At 47.0% G+C, this 5699-nt stretch carries 5 protein-coding genes; 1 reads left to right on the plus strand and 4 read right to left on the minus strand.

The features are described 5' to 3' along the window. The 4 genes from B7Y67_RS09945 to B7Y67_RS09960 form a co-directional block, all read right to left on the minus strand. Nucleotides 1-1955 (minus strand): DNA internalization-related competence protein ComEC/Rec2 (locus B7Y67_RS09945; RefSeq protein ID WP_293598512.1); only part of this gene is annotated, 1955 nt, incomplete at its 3' end. Nucleotides 1956-1959: 4 nt separating this feature from the next. Further along, nucleotides 1960-2820 (minus strand): TatD family hydrolase, encoded by an 861-nt coding sequence (locus tag B7Y67_RS09950; RefSeq protein ID WP_293598513.1) that lies wholly within the window; start codon nucleotides 2818-2820, stop codon nucleotides 1960-1962. Then, a complete protein-coding gene (locus B7Y67_RS09955; RefSeq protein WP_293598514.1) occupies nucleotides 2817-3527 on the minus strand; it encodes an ABC transporter ATP-binding protein in 711 nt (236 codons plus the stop codon). The genes B7Y67_RS09950 and B7Y67_RS09955 overlap by 4 nt, the downstream gene beginning before the upstream one ends. After that, nucleotides 3520-4779, minus strand: coding sequence for a lipoprotein-releasing ABC transporter permease subunit (locus B7Y67_RS09960; protein ID WP_293598516.1), 1260 nt, complete (start codon nucleotides 4777-4779; stop codon nucleotides 3520-3522). The genes B7Y67_RS09955 and B7Y67_RS09960 overlap by 8 nt, the downstream gene beginning before the upstream one ends. 70 nt (nucleotides 4780-4849) lie before the next feature. Between B7Y67_RS09960 and B7Y67_RS09965 the strand changes: the two genes are divergently transcribed. Continuing rightward, the coding region (locus B7Y67_RS09965; protein WP_293598515.1) for a hypothetical protein at nucleotides 4850-5699 on the plus strand (850 nt) is incomplete at its 3' end.

The following is a 5699-nucleotide window of genomic DNA, read 5'->3' on the forward strand; positions in this document are numbered from 1 at the left end:
GGGATTTTTCTATCCTCTAAATTAGCGAGTAATGGATTGGTGCTTGGTAAAGACCCCATCATTGCGTCGAATTGGATTTCTTTAAGAAGGGTTGCGGCGCCTCCAATGTGATCGCTATCACTATGACTAATCACCATACGATCAATATGATTAATCCCCCTCCCTCTCAGATACGGCAGGATGATTCTTTGGCCTGCATTATCTTTTCCTTGAATGGGTCCAGTGTCATATAGCAATCGCTTTGTTCTAGTTTCAATGAGGACTGCCGTACCTTGACCGATATCGAGTACAGTTGCGCGAAACTCACCTAGAGACAAATTAGTATTTTGACTTGGGTGGATAAATAAACTCGTAGTGAGTGCGAGCCCGACGACTCTAGAAAACCAACTCTCTCGAATAGATCCAGGGCGAATCGTCATGATGATGCCGACAGTTGAAAATACTATTGCCCACCAAGCCGGCTGACTGGACCAGACTACTCCCCATCTCCAATTTGCCATCCAAGCCAGCATGATAGCCAGGTAATCCATCGTGGCATGGGCCGATATTAAGAGCCACTTACCTATGAAGTCAGGCAATAAGGCACCCGCAATCGCCAGAGGCGTTACGATATAACTCACCACAGGAATGGCAATTGCATTTGCCAATGGTGAAACTATCGAGACTTGATAAAACCAATATAGAGTTAATGGCAAAAGTGCGATAGTAACTACGGCCTGCACACGACAAGCTACTTTAAGAGCTTGAGACAATCTATATCGCCAATCAAGCTCCAGCTCTCTGCTAGTGGGTAGCCCTAATAAACCATCCGAATCCTGCATAGCGAACAAAATTGCCGCAACCGCCCCAAATGAAAGCCAGAATCCTGGCGTATAGGGCGCCATTGGATCAATCAGCAGAACAACAAAGAGAGCCCACCACCAGATATCAAATGATCGGGGGTTTCTGCCAGACCATAGGGCAAATGCAACTACGCCCACCATAAACATCGTTCGCTGTGCCGGAATCTGAAATCCAGCCAACCACGCATAGACAAATGCCGTCAGAAACCCAACTGCTGCAGCAAACTTCCCAACAGGGATCAATAAGGGCAGATTATTACGACGCCATAAAAAGGTTGCCAGCATCGCACCGAAGCCAGCCAGCATCGTTACATGAAGGCCCGATATGGATATGAGATGCCCAATACCAGTGGCATTAAATACACGCCAGTCTTCTTGGTCTATCGCATTTTGGTCGCCCATGACCAATGCTGCAATCACCCCACCATAACGTGCACCCTCTGGAAGCAGACGCTGAATTTTTTGTCTTAATTTCCAACGCTGATATTCCATGGCTAGAGCGAACTCAGATATGCCAATATCTTTTTCAAGAAGTAACTTGCCAGACCTAATTGATCCAATGGCACCAAAGTCTTGATGAAAGGACCAACGCTCAAAATCAAAGGTATAAGGATTGAGAGACCCATAAGGCCTTTTGATTTTGACTTTGAACTCCCAGCGCTGACCCGGAATAATTTGGGGGACATCTTGAGGATTACGCCATGCTGGCTGCCAACTCAAATACACCTGTGCAGGAAATGAATCAATTGACTCCTTGCCTAACCATGCCCGATCAACCTCAAAAGAAAACTTAGCGCCACCAGGAGAACTTTGTGGCAAGGCATTGACTCTACCTTCAAGAACAAAATCCCTGCCCTCATACTCGATTGATAGAACATGAGTCAGTCGACTTTGTGCGTAATGTGCATTCCAAGCAAATCCCAAAGCAAAATAGCATGTAGTGAGTAATGCGCTGCTTACATAGCAATATTGAATTAACAAGCGATTGATGTAGACGCTGGATAGAGAAATGAAGATGGTTGCTATGCATATCCAATACCAATACTCTGGCACAGCAGGCAACAATAGAAGAAGCGATCCCCCAGCGATGAACGCCGCAATATTGATGCGCAAGTTCTTAAGAGGCGGACTGTGGGTTTAGTTTGTTAGCCATTAATAATGACCAGCGGGGCAATACCTGCATCGCGTTTTGCCAAACTACTTTTGAAAATACGTCTTCGCCAATACCGCGAATGCTAGCTAGTTGCTGAGCAATTCTGGGGAGTAATGCAGGCTCATTAAATTGCCCACCCTCTTCCCTAAGCCATGCCGGGGGAATATCCGGCGCATCCGTTTCAGTGACGATACTTTCAAGCGGCAATTCTTTTAAAAGACGGCGAATCTGCAATGCCCTATCGTAGGTTGCCGCCCCACCAAATCCCAGTTTGAAACCCAATTCAATAAATTGCTCGGCTTGCTGATGACTACCATTAAAGGCGTGCGCTATACCGCTAGGCACTTTTCTTTTACGCAATGCTTTGAGGATGGCATCTTGTGAGCGGCGCACATGCAAAATGACTGGCAACTGGAATTGTTGAGCCAAATCGAGTTGCCTATGAAAGTAATACTCTTGGCGCTGCGGATCAAGTCCCTCAACAAAGTAATCAAGACCAATCTCGCCAATACCGACAAAACGAGGGTCATCTAATGAACGCTCAATTTGTTTCTTGAGAATATCAATATCACTCTCTTGCGCTTGCTTGATATACAGCGGATGAATGCCGAGCGTATAAACCAAACCTGGAATGTCATTACTGTATTGAGCCGCTAAGTCTCTAGCTTTTTCCCAGTCAGATGCTTGAACAGTAGGCAGTAAGACCGCTTTAACACCTTTACCTGCCGCTCTTGAAACAATCTCAGAAAGGGAGTTTGAGAACTCCGGCGCATCTAGATGGCAATGGGTATCAACCCATGCGAGATCTTTGCCAACTTCGCTCATTGCGCGAAAGTCTTTAATACTCCGCGCTCTAAATGCAAAATCCGGTCACAACGTTTAGCGCGAATAGGATCATGGGTCACAATCACGAAAGCAGTACCCTGCTCACGAGCAATATCTAACATCAAGTCAAATACGCCATCGGCAGTTTCAGTATCGAGATTACCCGTTGGCTCATCCGCTAAGACGCAAGCGGGATTACCCACTAAGGCACGAGCAACCGCAACTCGTTGACGCTCACCACCAGATAGCTCGCCTGGGGTATGTTGAACTCGCTTTGCTAAACCGACCGCATGCAACATCGTATTGGCACGTTCCATAGACTCTTCATTACTCAGCCCACGAATACGTAAAGGCAAGGCGACGTTTTCAACTGCGCTGAATTCATCTAAGAGATGATGGAACTGATAAATGAAACCCAAACTCTGATTACGCAATTGATCTAGTTTTCTCACTGGCAATTGATGGAGATTTTCTCCAGCCAAGATGACTGTCCCTGCGCTGGGCGTATCTAAACCACCCAATAAATGCAGCAAGGTACTTTTTCCTGAGCCAGAGGATCCTACGATAGCCACCTTCTCGGAAGCGTTTACCTGTAAATCAATTTCCTTAAGAACATCAACTGCTGTTGGTCCTTTGCCATAGGTCTTTGCAAGGTCGGATGCACTCAGAATCACACCGCTGTTTTTTTCATTCTTGAAATTACTCATAGCGCAATGCCTCCGCAGGCTGAACTTGAGCGGCACGTCTACTTGGATACAGGGTTGCTAATATAGAGAGGCCGAAAGCCATAAGACCCACAGTAACAACATCAGATAAACGAACATCGGATGGAAGTTCGCTAATAAAGTACACATCGCGGGGCAAGAAGCGCACCCGGAAGATTGCCTCAATAGCGGGAACAATCACATCAATATTTAAAGCGATAAGGAGCCCCAAACCAACACCGGCTAGAGAGCCTAGCAAACCAATCGCTAATCCTTGCACCAAGAAGATGCGCTGAATGAGTCCTGGACTTGCGCCCATCGTTCTCAAGATGGCAATATCGGCTTGCTTCTCATTCACCGTCATTACTAAGGTAGAAACCAAATTAAAGGCAGCTACAGCAATAATCAGGGTCAGGATGATGAACATCATCTTCCTTTCAGTCTGAACAGCGGCAAACCAATTCCGATTCGAGCGTGACCAGTCGCTAACCCACAATGCCTGCGGAACAACTTGAGCTAACTCAGATGCAATCTCTGGTGCACGTTGCATATCATCGACCTTCACGCGCAAACCAGATGGATCCTGTAAACGTAATAAAGCGGCGGCATCTTTCCAATGCATGATGGCAAGGGAGCTGTCGTATTCATAATGACCGCTATCAACAATACCGACGACTTGAAGGGTTCGCATTCTAGGCATTGCGCCTGCTGGAGTGAGATCACTTTCTGGCACGATCAGATTAATACGATCACCCACGCGCGCCCCAACCATATTGGCAAGCTGGGCGCCCAATGCAACACCAAAAGCACCCGGCTTCAGATCCTCAATGCTACCGTTTACAAACTGTTTTGGTAGATCGGAAACCTTACCCTCCTCGCTTGGAAGCACACCTCTGATAGCGACGCCACGCATCACACTATCGCGACTCAATAAACCTTGTGAGCTCACCATGGGGGCGACACCAACAACGTGAGGCTGAGCAGCGACCTTGAGGGCAACCGGCTCCCAATTGGCCAAACCATCTGGGGCAGTAATTTCAACATGCGAAAGGACGGAAAGCATCCGATCGCGCACTTCCTTTTGGAAGCCATTCATGACCGAAAGCACCACAATCAGGGCGGCAACGCCCAAAGCAATGCCAGCGGTGGAGATTCCGGAGATAAAAGAAAGGAAGCCATCACGCTTACCCATGGTCTTCCGACGCTTGGATCGGGTGTAGCGCAGGCCAATTTCTAGCTCAATAGGAAGTCTCAACATACATACAGTTTAGTGAATTAAACGAGCCAACCAATGGAAACTGTAAATGCCACCTAAAATCAGGGGAATGACTGCTAATTTGACCTCCCCCGCAAGTGCTTTGCGACGCTTTACCCTGATGGTGTCAGGTGAAGATGCTATTGACGCTGGATTGGACCAGAATACCCCGCCAAGTGGACTACCACAAGAGCGGTTTCTATTAGGTGACAGGCTCCCAATAGCTCCGATATTGCTATTAGGTCAGAGTGACTTGACGATCAATCCAAATGAAACCATAGCCTGCCTTCAACCGGTGCACCTGCACGCTACCCGAGATCACTTGATTTTGATGGCACAAAGTCAGATAGATCTGACTGAAAATGAATCTGCCGGATTACTAAATGTTGCCCTCCCCTTTATTGAAGAGGATTTTGGCAGCAAAGTCTTATTCCAAGGGCAGCGTGATTGGTTTATTCCAGCAGGGCCGTTTGCCAGTCTAGCCACTCACTCCATTGATCAAGCACACGGGCGCAATATCGATTGGTGGATGCCACGCGATACGAGTGAAATTGGGATAGCCAAACTCTGGCGCAAACTCCAGAATGAAATTCAGATGCTCTGGCATATTGACGAAGTCAATGTTGAACGGGAGCAACGCGGATACCCCAGCATTAACTCGCTGTGGATTAGCGGCATCGGCAAACTAGCGGATATTCAGACTCCTCAATTGTTTGAGAAAGTAAATCAGATATATGGAGATCATGCTCTTCTACCTGGATTGGCAAAGTATCTTGGAATTTCCCAGCAGAACGAAATTGATTTCTCAAAACTTCAGAATGCCTTTGCGTGGATTGATCGCCCCGAGGGTATTTGGGATAACTTGAGCAGAGCGCTTCTCAATCAAGAATTGCATGAGATTGAAATTATCGATTTTCCAA

It is taken from the genome of Polynucleobacter sp. 35-46-11 (assembly GCF_002281105.1).

Excerpts from the sequence above, each read along its gene's own strand:
- B7Y67_RS09955 (WP_293598514.1), bottom strand. The coding sequence starts at position 3,527 with ATGAGTAATTTCAAGAATGAAAAAAACAGCGGTGTGATTCTGAGTGCA.
- B7Y67_RS09950 (WP_293598513.1), bottom strand. The coding sequence starts at position 2,820 with ATGAGCGAAGTTGGCAAAGATCTCGCATGGGTTGATACCCATTGCCAT.